Genomic DNA, 21,252 nt, shown 5'->3' with positions numbered 1-21,252 from the left:
GGCTATATTCAGCGGCAGTGTTTCTTTGCTCAAACGGCAGATAGCGCGTTTCTAAACTCTGTTCTGACAAATGGATATGTTGAGCAGGTGTTCTCCAGGGCGGTGAATATTCACTTCCCAGAACAGCAACAGATGTTCACCTTGTTGAGCATCGATTGTGATAACGCGCCAAACAGCTGCCGTTTAGCACTTAAGCATTGCCAGCCTTTCTTCCAGCCCGGTGAACGGGTCAATTTTCACCGTAGTGGCATTGATATTGGCGACGATAAACGCATCGATTTATCACGCTGCACACGCTGGCAACCCGATGCACTTTATTTAAACCCACAACGAATACAGGAAATAGACTGGCAAACTGTTGCACAAATCATCCAGGCCAGTGTGAAACACAGTTCGTCGTTATTTTATTTTCGCAGCGATAATATTTTTTATCAGGAAATGAGCCGTTTACTGCAATTGCATCGGGCGAAACTTATTTTAGCGCTACAGGAAGGAAACTGTTCCGCGATTGAAAATGAAATGACCGCATTGCTGGGGTTGGGAGTTGGGTTGACGCCGTCCGGAGATGATTATCTCGCGGGGTTAAGTGCGGTGTTATTTATTGACGGGCATCCGGCGCAACATTATCGCGCGCTATTTATTTCTGTATTAGCACGAAGAAAAAATAAAACAACATTGCTCAGTGTTATTACGCTGCGCGAAGCCATTGAACAACGTTTCCGTGAAAGTATTCACGAGTTTCTTTATCACGTAATTAATGGTGAGCAAAAACCTATTCAGCAGTTTATTAATGAAATTAAAAAAATAGGGTCAAGTTCAGGATGCGACATGCTTTGCGGCATGGCGGACGCCTTCGCGATGACCCGACCTGACGGAGGAAATCATGTCAACCAGGATTGTGATTAAAAAGAATACCTATTTTGATTCTGTCTCACTGATGTCTATTTCAACCAAAGCTAACCAGCTTGACGGGGTTGAACAGGCGTTTGTAGCGATGGCCACCGAGATGAACAAAGGGGTGCTGAAAAACCTCGGCTTGTTAAATGATGAACTGGAACAGGCCAAAAATGGCGACCTGATGATCGTTATCAAAGGGGCGAGCGATGCGGCGAACGTTGCCACGCTTGAAGCCATCGAAGAGTTGTTCACCCGCAAAGACAGCGGCGGTTCTCGTCACGAAGCACGCTATGCCACGATTGCCAGCGCACATAACAACGTCCCTGAAAGTAACCTCGCGGTAATTTCCGTCAACGGTGCATTTGCCGCCCGTGAAGCGCGCCAGGCACTGGAAAACAATCTCAACGTGATGCTGTTTTCCGATAACGTTTCTTTAGATGACGAACTGGCACTGAAACAACTCGCTCATAGCAAAGGTCTGCTGATGATGGGGCCGGATTGCGGTACGGCGATTATCAATGGCGCGGCGTTGTGCTTTGGCAACGCGGTGCGCCGTGGCTCGATTGGTATTGTTGGCGCATCTGGTACCGGCAGCCAGGAATTAAGCGTGCGTATTCATGAGTTTGGCGGCGGTGTTTCCCAGCTTATTGGCACCGGCGGGCGTGACTTAAGCGAGAAAATCGGCGGCATCATGATGCTCGATGCGATAGGGATGCTGGAAGATGACACGCAAACGGAAGTGATTGTGCTGGTTTCTAAGCCGCCTGCTGAATCCGTGGCGCGTAAAGTGCTGGAGCGGGCGAAAGCGTGCCGCAAGCCAGTAGTGGTCTGCTTCCTTGGCACCAAAGACGCCCGTGAAGATGAACCCGGTTTACAGTTTGCTCGCGCCACCAAAGAGGCGGCGCTGAAAGCCGTTCTGCTGACCGGTATCAAAAAAGAGTCACTCGATTTACATCCGCTCAACTGGCCGCTGATTGAAGAAGTGCGCGCACGCCTGAAGCCCGAGCAGAAATACATTCGTGCGCTGTTCTGCGGCGGCACCTTGTGCGACGAAGCGATGTTCGCGGCACTGGAAAAATACCCGGACGTTTACAGCAATATTCAGCCCAACCCGGAATATCGCCTTAAAGACGTGAATGTCAGCGTTGCTCACACCTTCCTCGATTTCGGCGATGACGATTTCACCAACGGCAAACCGCACCCGATGATTGACCCAACCAACCGCATCAGCCGCCTGTTGCAGGAAGCGCGTGACCCGCAGGTGGGCGTGATTGCGATGGATTTCGTGCTCGGTTACGGCTCGCATGAAAACCCGGTCGGCGTGATGCTCGATGCAATCAAAGAAGCGAAAGCCATTGCCGCACGCGACGGGCGGCATCTGGAAATTCTCGGCTACGTGCTGGGCACCGATTTAGATACCCCTTCGCTTGCACAGCAGTGCCAGATGCTGACCGATGCAGGTGTTATCTGGGCAAGCAGCAGCACCAACACCGGTCTGCTGGCGCGTGAGTTTGTCTGCAAGGAGAAAGCACAATGAGTCTGTTCAACCAACCGCTGAACGTGATTAACGTCGGCATTGCGATGTTTAGCGACGATTTGAAAAAGCAGAACGTCCCCGTCACGCAACTGGACTGGACACCGCCGGGGCAGGGCAATCTCGCCGTGGTGAAGGCGCTGGATGCTATTGCCGCGCCAGGGCTTGCGGAAAAAGTAGCGGCGGCCAACAAGCTGGCCGTTGAACGCATTATTCAGTCGCAGCCTGTTTTGGTCGGTTATGACCAGGCGATTAACGTTGTTCCCGGCATGACACGCAACACCATTTTGCACGCCGGGCCGCCTGTCGCCTGGGAAGATATGTGTGGCGCGATGAAAGGCGCGGTTACTGGCGCACTGGTATTTGAAGGGCTGGCGGCAAACCTCGATGAAGCCGCGACACTCGCCGCTTCCGGTGAAATCATCTTCTCGCCTTGCCACGAACACGACTGCGTGGGCTCGATGGCGGGCGTGACGTCTGCCTCAATGTTTATGCACGTCGTTGAGAACAAAACTTACGGCAATCGCGCGTATACCAACCTCAGCGAGCAGATGGCGAAGATCTTGCGCATGGGGGCCAACGACCAGAGCGTAATCGACCGTCTGAACTGGATGCGCGATGTACTTGGCCCAATGCTGCGTGATGCGATGAAGCTCGCCGGTGAAATCGACCTGCGTTTGATGCTGGCGCAAGCGCTGCATATGGGCGACGAGTGCCACAACCGCAACAACGCGGGCACCACGTTGCTGATTCAGGCGCTGACGCCGTGGATTATTCAAACCAACTTCACTGTGACGCAGCAAAAAGAGGTGTTCGATTTTGTCGCCAGCAGTGACTACTTCTCCGGCCCTACGTGGATGGCGATGTGCAAGGCGGCAATGGACGCGGCACACGGCATCGAATACAGCACCGTGGTCACCACCATGGCGCGTAACGGTTTTGAGTTTGGCCTGCGCGTCAGCGGCCTGCCTGGGCACTGGTTTACCGGCCCGGCACAGCAAGTGATCGGCCCGATGTTTGCCGGTTATAAGCCTGCCGATTCTGGCCTCGATATTGGCGACAGCGCAATTACTGAAACCTACGGCATTGGTGGATTTGCTATGGCAACGGCTCCGGCCATTGTTGCACTGGTGGGTGGCACGGTGGATGAAGCCATCGATTTCTCGCGCCAGATGCGCGAGATAACGCTCGGTGAAAACCCTAATGTCACGATCCCGTTGTTGTCGTTTATGGGTATCCCGACTGCCATTGATATTACGCGGGTGGGCGACAGCGGCATTCTGCCGGTGATCAACACCGCCATTGCCCACAAAGACGCGGGTATTGGCATGATTGGCGCCGGGATTGTGCATCCGCCGTTTGAATGTTTTGAGAAGGCTCTGCTCGCCTTTAGCGAGCGTTACTCTTTCTGAGGGAAACAGCGATGAAAAGCATAAAGCTGGAGTGGAAACGTGGTGACTGGGCAGCTTACTTCGGGTTAATGACCAACAACCTGACCAACTTGCTGACCATGATGGGGTTACTGATTTTTGTCGTCGGTATTCCTACTGAAATTGTTTATGGGCGTATTGCGCCAGCCTTCGGGATGGCGGTACTAGTCGCCAGCGTGTGTTATGCGTGGTTTGGTTTGCAACTGGCGAAGGAGACAGGGCGTAAAGACGTGACCGCGCTGCCTTCCGGGCCAAGTGCGCCGTCGATTTTTACCGTGACATTTTTGGTGCTGATGCCGGTCTATCAGCAAACCGGCGATGCCGAATTTGCCATTCAGATTGGCCTGGTGTGGTGCTTTGTTGAAGCGATGATTCTGGTGGGCGGTTCGTTCCTCGGCGAAACCATCCGCAAGATGATCCCGCGTACCGTGCTGCTGTCGTGTTTGTCGGGCTTAGGTTTGTTGCTGCTGGCCATGAACCCAATGCTGCAGGCATTTGAAGCGCCAACGGTTTCCTTCATCGTACTGCTGCTTATCTTCATCAACTGGTTTGGCAAAAAACCGATTTTTGCCCGCATTCCAACGGGTTTATTACTGCTGATTGCTGGTACTGCGCTGGCGTGGGTTTCTGGCCTGCAAAGTCCGGAAGCCATCAAAGCATCGATGTCATCATTCGGCTTTAACCCACCGTCGATTCATGTTGATAGCTTCCTGCAAGGATTGCCGCACGCGTTGCCTTATCTGGCGTCGGCGGTTCCGTTGGGGCTGGCGAACTACATTTTTGACCTGGAAAACATCGAGAGCGCCCACGCGGCAGGTGATGAATATAACACCCGCAAAGTGATGCTGACCAACGGCCTGGCCTCCACGCTTGGCTGCCTGATGGGGAATCCGTTCCCGGTCACGGTATACGTCGGCCATGCTGGCTGGAAAGCGATGGGTGCGAGCATTGGCTATACGCTGGCGTCCGGTGTGACGATGTTTATCGTGCCGTTGTTTGGCCTCGGCGCGTTCATGCTCGCCATTATTCCGATGACCGCGATTGTACCGATTCTGGTGTTTATCGGTGTAGTGACGGCCAACCAGGTGGTGCGCGAAACGCCGAAAATAGAGGTGCCGGTTATCTTCATCTGCCTGTTCCCGTGGATAGCCAACTGGGCGCTGACCATGGTGAATAGCGTGATGGCGGCGGCAGGGACGTCGGCGGCAAAAATCGGCTTTGAGACCCTGGCGCATAAAGGCGTGTTTTATCAAGGCCTGGTACATTTGGGCAACGGCGCACCGCTCGCCAGTATGTTGTGGGGTTGCGTGGCTATCTTCGCCATTATCAACAAGCCGTTACGCGGCGCAATTGCGGCAGCCGTCGGCGCATTGCTGGCGTTGTTTGGTGTGATTCACGCACCGATTGTCGGCTTTGCACAGGGCAGTTCGCTGATGTTTGTCACCGCATATTTGATGATGGGCGCAATGTTTGTGGTGAAGCATGTGCTGGACAGGCGTGAAGCGGCGTCTGAGGTTGCGACTTCCGTTTAATACTCCCCCTCACCCTAGCCCTCTCCCCCTGGAGAGGGAATTGTCCGGTTTTCTCCCTCTCCAGGGGGAGAGGGCCGGGGTGAGGGCGTCCGTACCCTAAAGGATAAAAATAATGAAACAACTCGTGGTAGTGGCGATTGGCGGCAACAGCATCATCAAAGACAATGCCAGCCAGTCGGTTGAACATCAGCAAATCGCCGTCAAAGAAGTCGCGCAAACCGTGCTGGAAATGCTCTCATCGGACTACGATATTGTGCTGACCCACGGCAATGGCCCGCAGGTGGGGCTGGATCTGCGCCGCGCAGAGATTGCCCATGAGAAAGAAGGCTTGCCGCTCACGCCGCTGGCTAACTGCGTGGCGGATACCCAAGGCGGCATCGGCTATTTGATTCAGCAAGCGTTGAATAACCAGTTGGGGAAACACGGCGACAAGAAAGCGGTCACCGTGATCACTCAGGTGGAAGTCGATCCCAATGATCCTAATTTCACTCATCCAACCAAACCAATTGGCGCGTTCTTTAGCGAACCGCAGTGCGAAGCGCTGAAAGTTGCGCATCCTGACTGGCAATTTGTGGAGGATTCCGGGCGCGGATACCGTCGCGTGGTGGCGTCACCTGAACCGCTGCGCATTGTCGAAGCGGATGCCATCAGTGCGCTGATTAAACAAGGGTTTGTGGTGATTGGTGCGGGCGGCGGCGGTATTCCGGTGATTCGCACCGCACAGGGCGATTACCAGAGCGTGGATGCAGTCATCGACAAAGATCTCTCTACGGCTCTACTGGCACGCGAAGTGAAGGCTGACATCTTAGTCATCACCACCGGTGTTGCGAAAGTGTGCATTCACTTCGGCAAACCGGAACAGCGTGCATTAGACGAAGTGACGGTTGAGCAGATGGCGCGTTTTAGCGAAGAAGGGCATTTCCCTCCGGGAAGTATGCTACCGAAAATTACCGCAAGCCTGGCGTTCCTGCGCAATGGCGGCAAACGGGTGATTATCACCACTCCTGAAAAATTACCCGCAGCTCTGCGTGGCGAAACCGGGACTCATATTGTTAATGCTTAATAGCGGGAGAATTCGATGAATAATGCAGAAAAAAGTCGTCGTGAATTTTTAAGCAGCAGCGGCAAAGTTGCCGCCGCCTGCGCACTCTTTGGCGCGACGGGCTCCATGGCGTATGCTGCAAAACCAGCATCCACAACCTGTGAGACGGGCAATCGCATGAGCGCCATTAAAGAATCGCACTATTACCTCGACAACGTTCTGCTGGAAGCCGGGTTCCGCCGCGACGGGCAGAATGTGGTGGGCACCGAAACTGAGCTAAAAACACTCGAAATCAAAGACGGCGTTATTGCGGCATTGCTCGCAAATAAACAACATCCGGACGCCACGCTTGCGCACTATGATGCTTCGGGAAAATTGCTGCTGCCTGCGATGCGCGACATGCACATCCACCTTGATAAGACCTTTTACGGCGGCCCGTGGCGTGTGCATAACCGCCCGGCGGGCACCACCATCCTCGATATGATTGCCCTTGAGCAAAAACTGCTGCCGGAACTGCAACCGGTCACTCAGGAACGGGCAGAAAAGCTGATTGATTTGATTCAGTCGAAAGGCTCGACCATTGCGCGTAGCCATTGCAACGTCGAGCCGGTTTCCGGGTTAAAGAACCTGGAGAATCTGCAAGCGGTTCTGGAGCGTCGCAAAGCGGGTTTTAGCTGTGAAATCGTTGCGTTTCCGCAGCACGGTTTGCTGCATTCCAACTCCGTTCAACTGATGCGTGACGCAATGCAAGCGGGCGCGCACTACGTTGGTGGGCTTGACCCGACCAACGTCGACGGCGCGATGGAAAAATCGTTAGATACCATGTTCCAGATAGCCATCGACTACAAAAAAGGCGTTGATATTCACCTGCATGAAACCAGCCCTGCGGGCATTGCGGCGGTGAAATACATGGTGGAAACGGTGGAGAAAACCCCAGAGCTGAAAGGCAAGCTGACCATCAGCCATGCGTTTGCACTGGCGGTGATGAACGAACAAGAAGTGGATGCAATTGCCACGCGCATGGCCGCACAGCAAATCACCATCGCTTCAACGGTGCCGATTGGCACTATGCACATGCCGCTCAAAAAGTTACAAGAAAAGGGCGTGTTTGTGATGACCGGCACTGACAGTGTTATCGACCACTGGTCGCCGTATGGCCTGGGCGACATGCTGGAAAAAGCCAACCTGTATGCACAGCTCTATATGCGCGTGAGTGAAGTGAATCTTTCCCGTTCACTGGCGATTGCCACCGGCAACGTGCTGCCGCTAAACGACAGGGGCGAACGCGTGTGGCCGAAAGCGCAAGATGAAGCCAGCTTCGTGCTCGTGGACGCCTCGTGTTCCGCTGAAGCCGTCGCACGTATCTCGCCACGCACAGCCACATTCCATAAAGGCAATTTGGTGTGGGGTGAGCTTAGCGTGTAATTTTGTCGGATGACGCTGGCGCTTATCCAACCTACCCCAGAATGGGGTTTGTAGGGTGGATAAGCGCCCGTTCTGTCTGATAATTAACTCCTCCAGAACGTCCTCGAGAACAAAATCAGCACCGGGTAAATCTCAAGTCGGCCCAATAACATCGCGGCGCACATCAAATATTTAGCGCTATCGCTTAGCGTCCCAAAACCTGCCGCGGTCTCGCCAAAACCTAATCCCATGTTGTTAATACAGGCCGCAACAGTGGCGAAAGAGGTTAACAGGTCATATCCCTGTAAGTTGAGCATCCAAATAAAGAAGCAGGTGCACACCACATAAAGGAAGAAAAAGCTCCAGACCGAGCGCAATACCCGGTCGTTCACCGGTGAGTTCCCGACACGAATACTCATAATGGCGCGCGGGTGTGCCAGTTGATGGACTTCATGGCGGCTTTGCTTAAATAGCACCAGGAAACGCAGCGCTTTAATCCCACCGCAGGTAGACCCCACACAGCCGCCAAAAAAACTGGCTGACAACAGCAAAACGATGGTGTGTACCGGCCAGGACGCGTAATCCGCCGTCGCCAGGCCGTTGTCGGTAATCATCGAACTGGTGAGGAAAAAGGCGTGTACGAAGGACGCAGGCAAGGAGTACATACCTGCTCGCCACACTTCCAGGGTAATAATCAGAATGACAATACTGGCGATCATCAGGAAGAATCGCAGCTCAGCACTCTTGATAAATGGGGTAATGCTGCGGCGGGATAGCGCCACAAAATAGAGCGTAAAGTTTATCGCCGAAAGTAACGAAAACCCGCCAGCAACCAGTTCAATGGCGTAGCTGTTGTAGAAACCAATACTGTCTGTTTGGGTCGAGAATCCGCCAAGTGACACGGTAGAAAGGCCGTGACAAAGCGAATCAAATAAAGGCATTCCCGCCAGCCAGAAGGCAAGGGTACAAGTACCGCCCAATAGCAAGTAAGTCAGCCACAGGCTTTTCGCGGTATCAGCAAGGCGAGGGGTGAGGCGTTCTTCTTTAAATGGCCCTGGCATTTCGGACTGATAAAGTTTCATCCCCCCAATACCGAGCAGCGGCAGCACCGCAACGGCCAGCACGATAACCCCTAAACCGCCAACGAAATTGAGCTGTGCGCGATAATAGAGAATCGATTTCGGCAAACTTGAGACATCGTGAAAAACAGAGGCTCCGGTGGTGGTAATCCCCGAAACACCTTCAAAGATGGCATCGGCAAGCGACACATTGTAGCTGTCATCAAGCCATAGCGGCATTGCACTGATAAGAGAAAAAAGCAGCCAAAACAACACGATGATGATAAATCCATCACGTGTTTCGAGCTGTATATTTGTGCGCCCGGTTAATCCCCAGCCAATGCTTCCCAGCGTAAAAGTGATGATAAACGTATAAAGAAAACCAAACAGGCTGCGATCTTTCTCAATCAATGCCAGCAACATGGGGGGAATCATGGTCAAACTGTAGAGCACCACCAAAAAAGCGCAGAGGTGGATCACAATTCTAAAACGGGTTGATATATACATCAGATAAACCCAAATACCTGTGTTATTCAGGTATATCAATCAGGTACGGATGGCAAAGTATAGGGTATTTTGGGGGAATCTGGCGACAAAGCAGATTCGGAAGTTTGAAATGAATGGCTAACGAGAGCATTCGTATGGTTGTTTATTGTGCAGAAGGACTGGGGTGGGACAGAATGAGCAACACGGTGGTTGCCCATTCTTAATTAGCTGAAGCGGTGATTACTTCTTGTTATACACGTCCGCAGTACCGTGAATTTTATTCTCGGTGTCCGCAGAGGTGACAACATAGAACTTGCCGCCCAGAGCATCCGCTTTCTTAGACAACTCGTCTTTAGCGTCGCTCGGTGACATTTCACCACTGGTGGTGATTGTCCCGACTTTCACATACTGATCTTTGTGGTCGTTATAAGCTTCTTTCGTCAGCAACTCTGCTGAAACTGCACCGAATGATACTGCACCCAAAGTTAATGCTACCAAAATACCCTTAGCTATCTTCATGAAAAACCTCATCTTTGATAATGGTAGATAGACTCTTGATAGCTCCCGTTGCAGGTTTGCCTGCAGCGTTGTCTATTTAGAGTAAAAAATGCAATCCCTACCCTAAGACTATGGTCGAGGATTTCGTATTTCGCCACCCCGAAAAGCGGATATTTTGGTGTAAAAATAGAAACCTACAATCATTTATGCTGGTCTTGTCGGGTGTTGCTAGCGCTAACGCGACCTGCGAAGAGCAGTTATAGGGAGGATGAGCGCCAGCAGCATTAGAATGCACTTTTTAAAGTTTCCAGAAGAATATGTTCATCAGCAACCTGCGGCAGTGCATTAGATTTACTGTAGAGTTGGCGAGCCAGTGTTTATTGTTGGCACCATGAAAATTCCTAAATAATAAATTTATTTTAATCCAGATAATTAATGTTTAATTAAAAATAAAAAACAAATTGCATTGTTATGTGCTACTGGTGGTAATTTTAATTACCCTGCTAATGGAATGAGGTAAGTAATTCTATTGTTTGGGTTTGCCTGCTCAATGCCACTTTTTATCTATCCTTAAGGCAAATTTATTAGCTATTACATGCCATATAACGCTTATGTATGTTGGGCGGTAAATGCTATCGGGCTAATTCTTTAGTAGTATTTTTATCGGATTTGGGAGTATTACAACTGCTTACATAACACATACCATTAAACAAGTGGTTACATACAGGATTTAACGCTGCATTATTGTTTTAAGTCTCGTTGTTAATGCTGCTGGGAAATGAAAATACGATTATATTGAATGGTTTTTTATCTTTGTTATTAGATATTAAACTGTTCATTCATCCTTGCTGCTCCATTCTTTGCAAGAATGCCTGATTGTTCTATCATGGAAATAGTGGAATGAATTCAATCATTATTGAGTTGATTCTTATTACTGTAATAACACTCACCTATTTTATTGCAATACCAGTTATCGGCTGGCCTGCCTTTATTGTGTCCGGCCAGGATAACTACGTGGTCACTATTAATTGGAATAACCTCATCATGGAAAATAACGAACTATCCACCGTCGTCGAGAAAAGACTGGTTGCCAGATTTCTGGATATGTTCATCAAGCTCGGTCTTATCCTGGCACTAGGTTCCTTCTGTTTTACTATCATTTCACCTTTCATGAATATGTTGCTGTGGGCGCTAATTTTGGCGGTCACGCTGTATCCGCTGCATCAGCGTTTTGCAGCTCGAATGGGGGAAAAACAAGGCAGGGCTGCAACGGTACTGGTATTACTGGGCGTGTTGTTGATCGTGGCACCAACCGTTGCCATGGTCAGCTCTTTGGGTGATAGCGTAAGTAGCGTTGTGGATAAAGCCACCAGCGATAGCCTGGTTATCCCGGCACCTTCCGCTGACGTCGCTTCTATTCCTGTGGTCGGTGGCAAAGTTCACGCATTGTGGAGCAAAGCCTCGACGGATTTACCTGGCCTTATCAACAACTATCGCCCGCAGTTAGGGGATATCACCAAGCAGGTTGTTGGTGTGCTGGCTAGCATGGGTGGTGGGTTAATCGGTTTTGTCTTCTCCTTCATCGTGGCCGGTATCATGATGGCCTGGGGTGCGCCGGGTGCAAGGAGTGCTGAACGCATTGCTATGCGTATCACCGATGAACGCCGCGGCATGGCGTTGACCAAACTGTGTACCAGTACCATTCGTGCCGTTGCGATGGGGGTTATTGGTGTGGCCTTCATTCAGGCATTGCTGGCAGGTGTCGTGATGGCGATTGCCGGTATTCCTGCAGTGGGGATCTTCTTTGTCCTGGCGCTGATTCTGGGTATCGCTCAGGTTCCTGTCATCCTGGTGACGGCTCCGGCTATCGCCATTATGTGGATGACCGGCGATAACGGTACGGTGATGAATATCATCTTCTCCGTGCTGCTGGTGATTGCGGGTATGGCAGATAACGTGCTCAAACCATTATTGCTGGGACGCGGTGTAGATGCGCCGATGCCAGTGGTGCTGTTGGGTGCGTTGGGAGGCATGGCAGCCAGTGGGATCCTCGGCATGTTCGTTGGTGCGACCTTGCTGTCCATTGGTTATCGTATCTTTATGGCCTGGGTCAACCAGGGTCCAGATGGCGCGGCGGTGAGCGGAACAGATGCTCGATGATTGTCGCTTTGGGCGCTCCCTGTTAGCAGGGGGCGCCTGCCTGGTCTTGTCCGCGTGTACTGTTTTGGGGCCTGATTATAAAACCCCACAGGTTCCGGAAATGAACCAATGGCAACCTACAACTAAAGGCATGTCTTCCAGGACATCCTCGCAGAACTACGACCAGTGGTGGATCCAACTCAACGATCCGACGCTGACGGCGCTGATTAACGAAGCTTTACGCAAGAACCCTGACGTGAAAATCGCCGGGCTGCGGCTGTTAGAATCCCGCGCCCAACTAGGGATTGCCGAGAGCTTACTTGGCCCGCAGGCGACCATTGGTACTGGCGAGGTGATTACTGGCGGCCAGCGTCGTGATAACCGCTACATTTCCAGCACCACCTATGGCGCAGGTTTCAACCTGGGCTGGGAAATTGATTTTTGGGGTAAGTTCCAGCGCGGCGTTGAATCTGCCGATGCGAGCTACTTCGCAACCCTTGCGCAGTACGATGACATTCAAGTGCTGATGGCCGCACAGGTGGCACAGATTTATGTGAACATCCGTACGCTTGAAGCGCGGTTAGATATCACGCAGAGCAACGCCAAAATTCAGCGGCGTAGCCTCGAGATTACCGAAAAGCTATTCCTCAGCGGTAACAGTGCCGAGCTGGATGTGCAACAAGCGAAAACTCAATACTTGTCGACTCTTTCCAGCATTCCGCAACTTGAAACTAGCCTGCGTCAAAGCCAGAACGCCTTGAGCGTATTGCTGGCGCGCAAACCAGGCCCGCTACCAGAAATGGCGACCAACACTGGCGAGCTGCCGCAAGGCAATCTGGCGCTGGTTTCCGAACTACCTGCCGACTTGTTACGCCGTCGTCCTGATGTGCGAGTTGCCGAAAATCAACTGGCTGCGCAGTCGGCGCTAATCGGTGTGGCAGAAAGCGAACTTTATCCTTCCATTTCGCTTATCGGTAGTGTCGGGATTAACGGGCGTAATGGCGACAGCAGCACGCTGTCCTGGGCTGCGGGGCCAACGTTCAGCTGGAACCTGCTGGACCAGGGGCGGCTGGGCAACCAGGTACTGGTGCAAGATGCCCGCTTCCTGCAACTGCACGAACGCTATCGCGATACCGTATTCCAGGCCGCGCGTGAAGTTGACGATGCCGCCGTCGCCTATGCCAATGACAAAGATGAAATCGAGTTGCTGACCCAAACGGGGGAGGCGGCGAACCGTTCTCTGGATATCGCCAATACGCAATATCGTGAGGGGATGGCCGACTTCCAGCGCGTGCTGGATTCGCAAAGAGCCTTGTTCAATCAACAGGAACGTCTGGTGAACAGCCGGGGTGCTCTGATGCGTGATCTGATCACCCTCTACAAAGCACTGGGTGGCGGTTGGGAAAAAGGGCGTCAGCGTCCATTGGTTGACTCAGCCACTGACGCCCACTTACGTGAGCGTGATGACTGGGTTCCTCTGCTTGATGCCCCTCTGCCTGCAGCAACTGATTCTAAAGAAGGTAAACAGCAATGACCGAACCCTCATCCCCGGCGGGAAAAGCCAGTCGTCGCGGAGTCTTCACTCTGCTCGGCGTGATCGTTTTACTGCTTTGCTGGTATTTAGCGGCGGACAGGCTCACGCCCTATACCTCGCAGGCCAGAATTCAGGCGTTTGTGATCCCAATCTCTGCCGAGGTTTCCGGCCAGATCCAGAAAGTGTATGTGAAGGACAACCAGCGGGTGGCACCAGGCGATCCGCTGTTTGAACTTGATCCTGAGCCTTACGACATCGCGCTGGCAAAAGCGCGCTCGGACTATGAAACCGTGCTCAGTTCGGTCAAGGCTAACAATGAAACGATTGCCGCCGCCAAAGCGGGTTTGCAAGCGGCGACAGCGGCTTATCAGAATGCTGCCAAAGATGCTGAGCGCCAGGAACGACTGTACCGCGAAGACCCCGGCACGATTTCAGTGCGCCGTCTTGAAGTCGCACAAGCCACTCGTGAAACCGCGCGTAGCCAGATGGCGGCTGCGGCTGCCGATTTACGCCGTGCCACTGAAGCCGCAGGTATTGCCGGTGAAAACAACTCACAACTTCTGAGTGCTCGCTCTGCGGTGCGCAAAGCCGAGTTGGATCGCAAAAATACCGTAGTCATTGCCACCAACCCAGGTCTGGTGACAGATCTGCGCACTGACATCGGCCAGTTCCTTGGTGCAGGTGCACCAGTGATGACGCTGGTGGCGATTAACGATGTCTGGATTAGCGCCGACATGACGGAGAACAACATTGGCAATGTGAAGCCGGGTGCTGAAGTGGCGATCCTGCTCGACAGTATGCCAGGGCATATCTTCAAAGGGCAGGTACGCAGTATCGGTTATGGCGTTAGTGCGGCGCAAAGCCAGCCTGCGGGCGTGCTGCCAACTGTCGACAATAACCGCGATTGGTTGCGTCAGGCGCAGCGTTTCCCGGTGAAGATTGCCTTCTCTAAAGATGACCTGCCACCGGTTGAAGGTTTGCGGGTGGGTGGGCAAGTCGATGTGCTGGTGTACGCCAATGGCAGTGGCCTGATGAGCTTCTTAGGTAGCATCTACATACGGTTTATGAGCCTCTTCTCGTATATCTACTAAGGTGCTGCACCATGCATAACGGAGATCGCGCGGTACTGAGAATTAGCAGCGGAACCGCCGTTGCGGCGCTGGTCTGTTATGGGCTGGCGCTACCGATGCCCCATCTTGGGGTCATCATGGCGTGGATTGTGCTGTGCCAGGGCAAACCGTTACCGATCAAAAAGGGGATTGTCGTTGGCGTGGTGCTAATGGCGACCATGATTGGTGGGGTATTGATGGTGCCTTTGCTGACGCACTATCCGATGCCTGCACTGCTGTTCACCGCCTTGCTGCTTTATCTGCTGATGCTGATGGGGCTGGCGGGCAAAAGCACGCAGGCAATGTTACTGACTACCGCACTTACCGTCATTCCGATCGCCGGTCTGATTGAACAGTCGCTAGCCATTGGCATAGCCCAGATGATGGGGCTGGGCATCATTATTGGCACCGTGGTAAACCGCTTTGCGCTGGCACTCTTTCCGCCGCATCCCACTCCGGCTGCGGCTGCGAAAGTGGTGCTGCCTCCTGAGTCGCCGCACCAGTTGGCCTTTCGCGCGGTGCTGATTGTCATGCCCGTCTGGCTTCTGGCCCTGAGCAATCCTGCTTTCTATATCCCGGCAGTCATGAAAACCGTGATGCTGGCACAGCAAACCAACACGCTGTCCGCCAAACAGGTGGGGAGAGAGTTGGTGTTTTCGACTCTGATGGGGGCGGTGTTGGCGGTGGTGTTGTGGTTCGGGCTGAGTATTTGGCCATCGCTGTTGATGTTGGTGCTTTGGCTGGCGCTGGTCAGCCTGTGGGTTGCACGCCGCATGGTGCGGCTGGTGGCTAACCGGTTCACGCCATCTTTCTGGAGTAACGCCTGGATAACCTGTCTCATCCTGTTTGGCCCGGCCATTCAGGATAGCGCTTCCGGCAAAGATGTCTGGCTGGCATCGGCCATGCGTTGTTCTTTGTATGTTGCGGTTGCCCTCTACGGTTGGGCATGTGTTGTGATTCTTGAGCGCTGGCACCCGAGTGGCCGGCCTGCGGTGGAAGCCACCCCTGGAGATTAATATGTTACTGGTTTTACTGACCGGGATGCCTGTCATCCTGCTGAATATGTTGTTGCAGTCGTGGGTGTCTATCGGTTGTATTCGCTTTTATATCAAACACTTTCACCAGCGCGAGGGGATGGTGGCTGGGGTGCTGGCGCTGTTCGGCATCATTATGATTGTCCTGATCGGCAACCTGCTGCAAATCATGCTCTGGGGAATGTTGTTCCTGTGGCTGGGGGAGTTTTCCACCCTGCAAGAAGCCGTTTACCATTCGGGCGTTAACTTCGCCACGCTGGGATATGGTGACATCGTGATGAGCGCGGAATGGAAGTTGTTAGGCCCACTGGAAGCGGTAAATGGTGCGCTGATGATTGGTTTGTCTGGTGCCAGTATGTTGGCGGTTTTACAGCATCATATTCGCAAGCAATTTGGGCACTCTGCATAATTTAATTATCGACGTTTCGCTTTGAAAAACAATATCGATGAAGAGAACATCTTCATCGATATCTGCAATAAAACCCCCGCTTCCTCACCCCTTATTTATTGAAATTATAACGATTAATTGAATGTCGAGTTTCATACCTTTTTTGTTGTGTAACTCATTGATATTTATTGTTTATTTTTCTGTTTTTTATTTTTGATATTTTAAAGCAGATATTGAGTTTTCTTTAAATAACCACACTGGTCCTGTGGCTGGAATGTAAATTAATTCACTTTTCAGGTATACTGCGCTCGCTAAATTCATCTGGCGACTGATTGTCCATATTGTTGTTTAATTTTTTACCAGTTATCGAATGCTCTAAACGAAATAATCAAAAGGTATTTTATGAGTCAAAACGACACGGAAAACGTGGCCCGTCGTAGTCATATCAATCCCCCGGTATTTTTTATCTCTTCTGCTCTTATCGTCGCCCTTGTGGCATTTTCCTCACTGTATCCGGAACTTGCCGATCGCAAATTCAAAGCGCTGCAACAGGGCATTTTCGCTAACGCCAGTTGGTTCTACATTCTGGCGGTGGCGCTGATCCTGATGGCTGTGACGTTTTTGGGACTATCGCGTTACGGCAATATCAAACTGGGGCTGGATCACTCGCAACCTGACTTCAGCTACGTTTCGTGGTTTGCGATGTTGTTCTCTGCGGGAATGGGCATCGGCCTGATGTTCTTTGGCGTCGCGGAACCTGTGATGCACTACCTTTCTCCGCCGGTCGGTACGCCGGAAACAGTGGAAGCGGCCAAACAAGCTATGCGCTTGACCTTCTTCCACTGGGGCCTGCACGCCTGGGCGATTTACGCCATCGTGGCATTGATTCTGGCGTTCTTTAGCTATCGCCACAATTTGCCGCTGACGTTACGCTCAGCACTGTATCCGCTTATCGGCAATCGTATTTATGGGCCGATTGGCCATGCGGTCGATATTTTTGCCGTGATTGGCACCGTGTTCGGCGTGGCAACCTCGTTGGGTTATGGCGTGTTGCAGGTTAACGCGGGTCTGAATCATCTGTTCGGTCTGCCAATTAACGAAACCGTGCAGGTGGTGTTGATTGTGACGATAACCGGGCTGGCTACGCTGTCGGTGGTTTCGGGACTGGATAAAGGCATCCGTATTTTGTCCGAATTAAACCTTGGCCTGGCGGTGTTGTTGCTGGCGCTGGTGATGATTCTTGGCCCGACAGTGTTGCTGCTGAAATCGTTTGTCGAAAACACCGGCGGCTATCTTTCTGAGATAGTTAGCAAAACCTTTAATTTATATGCCTACGAGCCGAAATCCAGCAACTGGCTGGGTGGCTGGACGCTGCTGTATTGGGGCTGGTGGCTGTCCTGGTCACCGTTTGTGGGGATGTTTATCGCCCGTGTTTCGCGCGGGCGGACCATCCGTGAATTCGTGACTGGCGTGCTGTTCGTCCCGGCGGGCTTCACGCTGCTGTGGATGACCGTGTTCGGCAATAGCGCCATTCACCTGATCATGAATGAGGGCGCAACGGATCTGGCAACCACGGTGCAAAGCGACGTTTCGCTGGCGTTGTTTAACTTCCTCGAACACTTCCCGTTCTCGAATATTTTGTCGTGCATTGCGATGGCTATGGTGGTGGTGTTCTTTGTCACCTCTGCGGATTCTGGCGCGTTGGTTGTCGATTCTCTGGCTTCCGGCGGTTCGGACCAAACCCCTATCTGGCAGCGGATTTTCTGGGCGGCCATGATGGGCGCGGTGGCTATTGCTTTGTTGATTGCCGGTGGCCTGGGGGCGTTGCAAACCGTGACCATCGCCAGTGCGTTGCCGTTCTCGGTCATCCTGCTGGTGTCGATTTACGGTTTATTGAAAGCGTTGCGCATCGACGCTTATAAACAAGACAGCCAGATGATGACCACCATTGCGCCAACGGCGGCACGCAACCCTATCTCGTGGCAGCGCCGTTTGCGTAATATCGCCTACTTCCCGAAACGTTCTCAGGTAAAGCGCTTTGTCGGTGAAGTCGTGCAACCGGCTATGTCGCTGGTAGAAGCTGAGCTGGCAAAACAAGGCTCGGTTGCCACCATCGATGAGTCGGACGATGACCGTATTCGTTTCGAAGTCGACTTTGGTGAGGATTTGAATTTTGTTTATGAAGTGCGCCTGCGAGCTTATATCCAGCCCGCTTTTGCGATGTCCGGATTAAGCGATGATGAGCGCGTAGAAGAGCTGAAATATTATCGCGGCGAAGTGCATTTGAAAGAGGGCGGGCAGGATTACGACGTAATGGGCTGGACGCAAGAACAGATCATTCACGATATTCTCGACCAGTACGAGAAACACCTGCATTTCCTGCATTTGGTTCGATAATTTGTACCGCCCCTCTTGTGGGGCGGCTATTTCAACAAAACTTCATACTGCGGGTTAAATTCATCGAAGATCGGTAATGCGGCGGCACCTAAAGCAGGCGTGTCGCTGCCGGACATTCCAATACGAATTCTGGCACTTTTCGGATAACGGCTACGCACGGAATTGTACAGCGGTGTCAGGCGGTTAATCAGTTTTTCAACCAGCGGTTGCGGCATCATCCCACCAATAATCACGCACTGCGCGTCGAACACACATTCCATAATATTGATGGCCTGGCAGGCAGGCTCTACGGCAGTATCCAGCCAGCTATCGAACAACGCTTCATCGACGCCTAATAGGTCTTCAGGCATCGCCGACATGGGATCCAGCCCGCAGGCTTCGTATGCCGACTGTAACGACACATAGCGTTCGAGGCAGCCCTTGTTTCCGCAATAACAGTCGCGGCCGCCCGGTTGCACCACCATGTGGCCGATTTCGCCCGCATTGTGTGCATGCCCGGTGTAAATTCGCCCATCGGTAAAGATCCCGGCCCCCAGCCCCGTGCCAATATACAGGTACACGAATGAGGATAATTGCCTGGCGACCCCGTGAAAACGCTCACCAATAGCGGCGACCGTGGCGTCATTTTCGAGGGTGACAGGCCAGCCGGTTAGCGCACTCAAACGTGCCTCAATATCCACATTATCCCAGCCGTGCAGCGTGGTTGGCCCTTGTGAGGAAATACCTTCAACACCAAAAGGGCCTGGCATCACCACGCCGATGCCTAACATTTTTCGCCAGTCGATTTTCACTTGTTGGCGCATTTCTTGCTGTATTTGATCAATCAGGGCCAGAGTGGGTTCCGGCTGGGGTTTTTGCACATGGACCAGTTTGCGAAAGCGAACCTGGCCCGCAAGATCCACCAGTACAACCAGCAGCGATTGATGATCAAGATGGATGCCGATGGAATAGGCGCTATCGGGATTGAGTGTCAGTGGCGTTGCTGGTTGACCCCGCCCGCCGGCACGGCGCGGCAGATGAGCGGAGATAATCCCCACCTGTTCAAGTTCCGTGGCGATGTTAGAAACGGTTTGCGGTGTTAACGAGGTCAGACGGGCAATTTCAGCGCGGGTAAGTTCGCCATTAAGGCGAATCACTTCAATAACCACCCGCCGATTGTGGGCGCGAGCGTGTTCGAGATTGGTGCCAGAAGTTGTTATCACATCACTCTCCCCACGGAAAACCTTACCGGCAGTATGCGGAGTGTGAATACAGCAATCAATTTGATTTTATTAATACGGCGATATGAATTTGACGGTCGCATCACAGCTTTGAATGTTATTGACGTGTTAATGATATTCGTCAGTAATTATTTGTTTTTAACATGCTTCGATTTTTAATGCCCAGTAGCAAAGCATCATCCGGCAGGGACGCAGGGCTGGCTAACGCCATGCCATTTTTTTTAGTCAATTAAAGCAATCAAATTGATTTAATCAACTTAACCCTGTTTCGGAGAATGACGATGAGCCTACGATTTACCCCTGCGGCCACCCTGTGCGCCCTCTCTTTATTCACTCTGGGATACAGCGCCAGTGCGCTGGCTGAAACCACGCTCAGTGCGCTGTTTATGACCCAGGCGGCGTACAGTGAAGCCGATATCCGCGCGATGACCGCAGATTTCACTAAGCAGCATCCTGACATCAAAGTGAACCTCGAATTTGTCCCTTACGAAGCGCTGCACGACAAGATTGTTGCCGCTCGCGGTGCCGGTGATAAAGGTTATGACGTGGTGCTTTTCGATGCCATCTGGCCTGCTGAATTCAACAAATTTGGGCTATTGCAGGACGTGACCACCCGTATTCCGGCAGACGTCAGCAGCAAAATTTTTGATGGCGCGATTTCCACCGTGACCTACAAAGACAAACGCTGGGGCATGCCGTGGATCCTCGATACCAAATATCTGTATTACAACAAAGCGATGCTGGCAAAAGCGGGGATCACCACGCCGCCCGTCACCTGGGCTGATGTTGAGAAGCAGTCGGCGATCCTGAAAGAAAAAGGCATTGTGAAATACCCGCTGGTCTGGAGCTGGTCGCAGTCCGAAGCGCTGCTGTGCGACTACACCACGCTGGTGTCGGCGTTTAAAGGTGAGTTTTATAAAGACGGCAAGCTGAACTTCACCAATGCCGGAGCCATGAAAGCTATCGATTACATGAAACAAACGCTGGATAAAGGGCTGACCAACCCGAATTCCCGTGAATATCTGGAAGAAGATGTGCGTAAGTCCTTCTCCAACGGTGATGCCGCTTTCGCCCTGAACTGGACGTATATGTACAACATGGCGAACGACCCGAAACAGAGCAAAGTCGCGGGTGATGTTGGCGTGGTTCCGGCACCGGGTGAAACCGCAGGCGGTGCGGCTGGTGTGAATGGTTCGATGGGGCTGGGTATCGCCAAAGCCAGTGCGCATCCGGATCAGGCGTGGGAATACATCAGTTACATGACTTCGCAGCCGGTACAGGACAAATACGCCAAATTGAGCCTGCCTATCTGGAAATCGTCTTACGATGATCCGGCGGTACAGAAAGGCCAGGAGACACTGATTGCTGCCGCGAAAACCTCGCTCAACGTGATGTTGTCTCGTCCGGTCACCGCGGATTACTCGCGTTTGTCGAACATTTTGCAGCAAAACATCCAGGCAGTATTGCAGGGTAAAACCCCGGCGAAAGAGGGGATGGAAGCGGCAACCGCCGCCGCCGATCGTTTGCGTTAATTATTCACCAACACGCCC

16 protein-coding genes are annotated in these 21,252 nt (G+C 52.3%); 13 read left to right on the top strand and 3 right to left on the bottom strand.

Features of this window, described 5'->3' with window-relative positions; genetic code table 11:
* Nucleotides 1-102 precede the first annotated feature (102 nt).
* From MNO13_RS18300 to MNO13_RS18275, 6 genes are all read left to right on the top strand, one after another.
* Nucleotides 103-906 (top strand): oxamate carbamoyltransferase subunit AllH family protein, encoded by an 804-nt coding sequence (locus MNO13_RS18300; protein ID WP_241939107.1) that lies wholly within the window; start codon nucleotides 103-105, stop codon nucleotides 904-906.
* Nucleotides 884-2,434, top strand: a complete 1,551-nt coding sequence (fdrA, locus tag MNO13_RS18295; protein WP_064548861.1) for an acyl-CoA synthetase FdrA — start codon at nucleotides 884-886, stop codon at nucleotides 2,432-2,434. Before MNO13_RS18300 ends, fdrA begins: the two co-directional genes overlap by 23 nt.
* Complete coding sequence (locus MNO13_RS18290; RefSeq protein ID WP_064548859.1) at nucleotides 2,431-3,843, top strand: YlbE family protein; 1,413 nt, start codon at nucleotides 2,431-2,433, stop codon at nucleotides 3,841-3,843. The genes fdrA and MNO13_RS18290 overlap by 4 nt, the downstream gene beginning before the upstream one ends.
* 11 nt (nucleotides 3,844-3,854) lie before the next feature.
* Complete coding sequence (locus MNO13_RS18285) at nucleotides 3,855-5,393, top strand: hypothetical protein (protein WP_064548857.1); 1,539 nt, start codon at nucleotides 3,855-3,857, stop codon at nucleotides 5,391-5,393.
* 112 nt (nucleotides 5,394-5,505) lie between these two features.
* Nucleotides 5,506-6,456 carry a carbamate kinase family protein gene (locus tag MNO13_RS18280; RefSeq protein ID WP_064548855.1) on the top strand — a complete coding sequence of 317 codons (951 nt, stop codon included), beginning with the start codon at nucleotides 5,506-5,508 and terminating at the stop codon, nucleotides 6,454-6,456.
* Between the two features lie 15 nt (nucleotides 6,457-6,471).
* Entirely contained in the window at nucleotides 6,472-7,860 is a 1,389-nt protein-coding gene (locus tag MNO13_RS18275; protein ID WP_121814146.1) for an amidohydrolase family protein, read from the top strand.
* Between the two features lie 83 nt (nucleotides 7,861-7,943).
* Here MNO13_RS18275 and MNO13_RS18270 read toward each other — a convergent pair whose 3' ends face one another.
* Both MNO13_RS18270 and yahO read right to left on the bottom strand, forming a co-directional pair.
* Entirely contained in the window at nucleotides 7,944-9,404 is a 1,461-nt protein-coding gene (locus tag MNO13_RS18270; protein WP_064548851.1) for a TrkH family potassium uptake protein, read from the bottom strand.
* A gap of 219 nt (nucleotides 9,405-9,623) precedes the next feature.
* Complete coding sequence (gene yahO / locus MNO13_RS18265) at nucleotides 9,624-9,902, bottom strand: DUF1471 family periplasmic protein YahO (protein ID WP_064549020.1); 279 nt, start codon at nucleotides 9,900-9,902, stop codon at nucleotides 9,624-9,626.
* A gap of 1,023 nt (nucleotides 9,903-10,925) precedes the next feature.
* Between yahO and MNO13_RS18260 the strand changes: the two genes are divergently transcribed.
* From MNO13_RS18260 to MNO13_RS18235, 6 genes are all read left to right on the top strand, one after another.
* Entirely contained in the window at nucleotides 10,926-12,041 is a 1,116-nt protein-coding gene (locus MNO13_RS18260; RefSeq protein ID WP_064549019.1) for an AI-2E family transporter, read from the top strand.
* Nucleotides 12,031-13,554: an efflux transporter outer membrane subunit gene (locus tag MNO13_RS18255; protein ID WP_064548849.1), complete on the top strand. Its 1,524-nt coding sequence runs from the start codon at nucleotides 12,031-12,033 to the stop codon at nucleotides 13,552-13,554. Before MNO13_RS18260 ends, MNO13_RS18255 begins: the two co-directional genes overlap by 11 nt.
* Complete coding sequence (locus tag MNO13_RS18250) at nucleotides 13,551-14,645, top strand: HlyD family secretion protein (RefSeq protein ID WP_064548847.1); 1,095 nt, start codon at nucleotides 13,551-13,553, stop codon at nucleotides 14,643-14,645. Before MNO13_RS18255 ends, MNO13_RS18250 begins: the two co-directional genes overlap by 4 nt.
* Nucleotides 14,646-14,656: 11 nt before the next feature.
* On the top strand, nucleotides 14,657-15,679 hold the full coding sequence (locus MNO13_RS18245; protein WP_241939106.1) for a DUF2955 domain-containing protein: 1,023 nt from the start codon (nucleotides 14,657-14,659) through the stop codon (nucleotides 15,677-15,679).
* Between the two features lies 1 nt (nucleotide 15,680).
* Nucleotides 15,681-16,106 (top strand): ion channel, encoded by a 426-nt coding sequence (locus MNO13_RS18240; RefSeq protein WP_064548843.1) that lies wholly within the window; start codon nucleotides 15,681-15,683, stop codon nucleotides 16,104-16,106.
* Between the two features lie 381 nt (nucleotides 16,107-16,487).
* Nucleotides 16,488-18,482 (top strand): BCCT family transporter, encoded by a 1,995-nt coding sequence (locus MNO13_RS18235; RefSeq protein ID WP_064548841.1) that lies wholly within the window; start codon nucleotides 16,488-16,490, stop codon nucleotides 18,480-18,482.
* A 26-nt stretch (nucleotides 18,483-18,508) separates the two neighbouring features.
* On the opposite strand, the gene MNO13_RS18230 is transcribed toward MNO13_RS18235, so the two are convergent.
* A complete protein-coding gene (locus tag MNO13_RS18230) occupies nucleotides 18,509-19,681 on the bottom strand; it encodes an ROK family transcriptional regulator (RefSeq protein ID WP_202914398.1) in 1,173 nt (390 codons plus the stop codon).
* A gap of 302 nt (nucleotides 19,682-19,983) precedes the next feature.
* Between MNO13_RS18230 and MNO13_RS18225 the strand changes: the two genes are divergently transcribed.
* A complete protein-coding gene (locus MNO13_RS18225; RefSeq protein WP_241939105.1) occupies nucleotides 19,984-21,234 on the top strand; it encodes an extracellular solute-binding protein in 1,251 nt (416 codons plus the stop codon).
* The last annotated feature ends 18 nt before the right edge of the window (nucleotides 21,235-21,252 follow it).

Source organism: Buttiauxella ferragutiae (assembly GCF_022637515.1).
In the GTDB taxonomy this organism is placed as follows: domain Bacteria; phylum Pseudomonadota; class Gammaproteobacteria; order Enterobacterales; family Enterobacteriaceae; genus Buttiauxella; species Buttiauxella ferragutiae.
Note: the sequence above shows the minus strand (reverse complement) of the source record. Positions and strands in the feature narration are given on the sequence as shown.

What these genes read in the sequence shown, in the direction of transcription:
- MNO13_RS18260 (WP_064549019.1), top strand. Translation starts at nt 10,926, where the DNA reads ATGGAAAATAACGAACTATCCACCGTCGTCGAGAAAAGACTGGTTGCC.
- MNO13_RS18245 (WP_241939106.1), top strand. Translation starts at nt 14,657, where the DNA reads ATGCATAACGGAGATCGCGCGGTACTGAGAATTAGCAGCGGAACCGCC.
- MNO13_RS18255 (WP_064548849.1), top strand. Translation starts at nt 12,031, where the DNA reads ATGCTCGATGATTGTCGCTTTGGGCGCTCCCTGTTAGCAGGGGGCGCC.
- yahO (WP_064549020.1), bottom strand. Translation starts at nt 9,902, where the DNA reads ATGAAGATAGCTAAGGGTATTTTGGTAGCATTAACTTTGGGTGCAGTA.
- MNO13_RS18235 (WP_064548841.1), top strand. Translation starts at nt 16,488, where the DNA reads ATGAGTCAAAACGACACGGAAAACGTGGCCCGTCGTAGTCATATCAAT.
- MNO13_RS18240 (WP_064548843.1), top strand. Translation starts at nt 15,681, where the DNA reads ATGTTACTGGTTTTACTGACCGGGATGCCTGTCATCCTGCTGAATATG.
- fdrA (WP_064548861.1), top strand. Translation starts at nt 884, where the DNA reads ATGTCAACCAGGATTGTGATTAAAAAGAATACCTATTTTGATTCTGTC.
- MNO13_RS18270 (WP_064548851.1), bottom strand. Translation starts at nt 9,404, where the DNA reads ATGTATATATCAACCCGTTTTAGAATTGTGATCCACCTCTGCGCTTTT.
- MNO13_RS18275 (WP_121814146.1), top strand. Translation starts at nt 6,472, where the DNA reads ATGAATAATGCAGAAAAAAGTCGTCGTGAATTTTTAAGCAGCAGCGGC.
- MNO13_RS18290 (WP_064548859.1), top strand. Translation starts at nt 2,431, where the DNA reads ATGAGTCTGTTCAACCAACCGCTGAACGTGATTAACGTCGGCATTGCG.
- MNO13_RS18280 (WP_064548855.1), top strand. Translation starts at nt 5,506, where the DNA reads ATGAAACAACTCGTGGTAGTGGCGATTGGCGGCAACAGCATCATCAAA.
- MNO13_RS18285 (WP_064548857.1), top strand. Translation starts at nt 3,855, where the DNA reads ATGAAAAGCATAAAGCTGGAGTGGAAACGTGGTGACTGGGCAGCTTAC.
- MNO13_RS18225 (WP_241939105.1), top strand. Translation starts at nt 19,984, where the DNA reads ATGAGCCTACGATTTACCCCTGCGGCCACCCTGTGCGCCCTCTCTTTA.
- MNO13_RS18250 (WP_064548847.1), top strand. Translation starts at nt 13,551, where the DNA reads ATGACCGAACCCTCATCCCCGGCGGGAAAAGCCAGTCGTCGCGGAGTC.